Annotated in this window: 2 protein-coding genes; both read left to right on the plus strand. The window is 57.5% G+C overall.

Annotated features, from left to right (window positions below):
• On the plus strand, window positions 1–1,794 hold a 1,794-nt coding region (locus QZH66_RS14675), incomplete at its 5' end, for a type I restriction enzyme endonuclease domain-containing protein (protein WP_305806664.1).
• 127 nt (window positions 1,795–1,921) lie between these two features.
• Window positions 1,922–3,116: DEAD/DEAH box helicase family protein (locus tag QZH66_RS14680; RefSeq protein ID WP_305806665.1), on the plus strand; the 1,195-nt coding region annotated here is incomplete at its 3' end.

Consider the following 3,116-nt stretch of genomic DNA (forward strand, 5'->3'; position numbering starts at 1 on the left):
GCCTTCACCGGCACCCCGGTCAGCAGCACTGACCGCGACACCCGGGCAGTGTTCGGCGACTACATCCACGTCTACGACATGCAGCAGGCCAAGGAAGATGGCGCCACGGTAGCCATCTACTATGAAAGCCGGCTGGCCAAGCTCAAGCTCAAAGACGCCGAACTGCCCCTCATAGACGACGAGGTGGACGAACTGGCCGAGGACGAAGAAGAAAGCGTTCAGAGCAAACTCAAAAGCCGCTGGGCCGCCCTGGAACAGGTGGTAGGGGCCGAGCCACGCATCCAGAGCGTGGCCGCTGACCTGGTGGCGCACTTCGAGGAGCGAAACAAGGCCCAGGATGGCAAAGCCATGGCCGTGGCCATGAGCCGTGAAATTTGCGTCCACCTGTACAACGAAATCGTCAAGCTGCGCCCTGACTGGCACAGCGACGACCCGGAGCAGGGCGCTATCAAAATCATCATGACCGGCAGTGCCAGCGACAAGGCCCTGCTGCGCCCCCACATTTACAGCAGCCAGGTCAAGAAGCGCCTGGAAAAGCGCTTCAAAGACCCGGCCGACCCGCTCAAGCTCGTCATCGTGCGCGACATGTGGCTCACCGGCTTTGATGCCCCGTGTGTGCACACCATGTACATCGACAAGCCCATGAAGGGCCACAACCTGATGCAGGCCATTGCCCGCGTCAACCGGGTGTTCAAGGACAAACAGGGCGGCCTGGTGGTCGACTACATCGGCATCGGCAACGAACTCAAAGCCGCGATGAAGGAGTACACCGCCAGCAAGGGCCGGGGCAAGCCCACGGTAGACGCCCACGAGGCCCTGTCGCTCCTGCTGGAAAAGCTCGACGTGCTGCGCGCCATGCTGCACGGCTTTGACTACAGCGAGTTCAAGACTGGGGGCCACAAAACCCTGGCTGGGGCTGCCAACCATGTGCTGGGTCTGCCGTCTGAGTCTAAGGACAAGACCGGCAAACCCGTGCGCGACGGTAAAAAACGTTTCGCCGATGCGGCTCTGTCTATGAGCAAGGCCTTCAGCCTGTGCTGCACGCTGGAAGAAGCCAAAGCCGTGCGCGAAGAGGTCGCCTTCATGCAGGCGGTAAAGGTCATCCTGACCAAGCGCGACATCACCGCCCAGAAGAAAACCGACGAGCAGCGCGAAGCCGCCATCCGCCAAATCATCGGCCAGGCGGTGGTCAGCGAATCGGTGGTGGACATCTTCGACGCCGTGGGCCTGGACAAGCCCAACATCGGCCTGCTGGACGACGAGTTCCTAGCCCAGGTGAAGAACCTGCCCGAGCGCAATCTGGCCGTCGAACTGCTGGAGCGCCTACTGGAGGGTGAAATCAAGAGCAAATTCGCCACCAACGTGGTGCAGCAGAAGAAGTTCAGCGACCTGCTGAGCAGTGTCATCACCCGCTACCAAAACCGAAGCATCGAAACCGCGCAGGTGATGGAAGAACTGGTCGAAATGGCCAAGAAGTTCAGGGAAGCCGCGAGTAGGGGAGAGCAGTTGGGCCTGTCAGATGATGAGGTGCGTTTCTACGATGCGCTAGCCAACAACGAGTCGGCGGTGAAAGAGCTGGCCGACGAGACGCTCAAGAAGATTGCCCACGAGCTAACGGAGAACCTGAAAAAGAACATCACGGTCGACTGGGCTCAGCGCGAGAGCGTACGCGCCACGCTGCGGCTGATGGTCAAGCGCATCCTTCGCAAGTACAAGTACCCGCCAGACCAGACGGATGCGGCCATTGAATTGGTGCTGCAGCAGGCAGAGTCGATTGGTGACAGCTGGGTCTGAACCCGATTTTTCATTTAAGGAATGATGGCCAACTAGGGCCACTGACGTAACCCGCAGTACCGCAACAATCAAATATCCACGGCTCAGGGCGTTATATCAGTCCAGGCTGTTCGGAGAGGAGGAGAATATGGAAGTACTGCTTCCGCCCATGAAAGCCTTCGAGGTTGCACACAGATGTGGCCCCATTGAACAACTGGCGCAACCCGCGACTCGTCATATTGCTACCGTCGCAAAATACACTAATGGCTCCGACAAGGGGCATTTGGTTACTGGCGCAAATGGGGATGTAGTCGCGTACGTATTTGCCAAGCCGCCTGTCGGGGCATTCAAGGACGACGCACCGGTTCTGGTCGCGAAGGGTCTGGGGACCGAAATTGATGACGCCGACCTGCGCAACGGCTACTGGGTTCAGCATCCACACAAAACAGCTCAGCAGACAGCATCCGCGCGTGACGCGGCTCTGTCGTCCTGGATAAACGCATTTCAATTCACCAACGAAGCATCATCAGGTGGACGCCCTGCGCTTCGGTCTCCACAGGTTGGAGCGTTGCACGCCATACATGCGCACTGGTCTACGAGCATAGAAGTTGCAACGGTAGTGATGCCGACGGGAACCGGCAAGACAGAGACGATGCTGTCAACGCTTGTTTCAGACAGGTGTTCTCGCGTACTTGTCATCGTCCCAACCGATGCGCTGCGCACGCAAATCGCGAACAAGTTCCTGACGCTTGGTCTTTTGAAGGCTGCAAATAATGCAGTACTTCTTGAAGGGGCCCATCGACCGGTAGTTGGTACCCTGCTTAAAAAACCCACCTCCATAGAAGAGGTTGATACCTTCTTTGGCCCTTGCAACGTCGTCGTGACGACTAGCCAACTTGCAGGAGGGTGTACTTCTGATGTCCAGGCGCAGATGGCGACGCAGTGCACCCATCTGTTCATTGACGAAGCACACCATGTCGAGGCAAATACGTGGCGCGACCTCAAAGCCAAGTTCAGTTTAAGCAGAGTTCTACAGTTCACCGCTACCCCGTTCAGGGAAGACGGCCAACTCATTGACGGGCGAGTGGTCTACGTTTATCCACTTCGCAAAGCTATGGCGGAGGGCTACTTCAGGCCTATCAGTTTCAGTTCGGTCTATGAATTCGACGTAGCACGGGCTGACCACGCGATTGCGGCAAAGGCAATCGAAGAACTCGATTCGGACATTACCGGGAAGCACGTGGTCATGGCTCGCGTTGCGAACATCAAACGCGCAGAAGCGGTGTTTGAAACTTATCGAACCTTCGACAGGTTTGAACCTGTCATGTTGCACACAGGACTGT

The organism is Stenotrophomonas sp. YIM B06876 (genome assembly GCF_030711595.1).
GTDB lineage: Bacteria > Pseudomonadota > Gammaproteobacteria > Xanthomonadales > Xanthomonadaceae > Stenotrophomonas.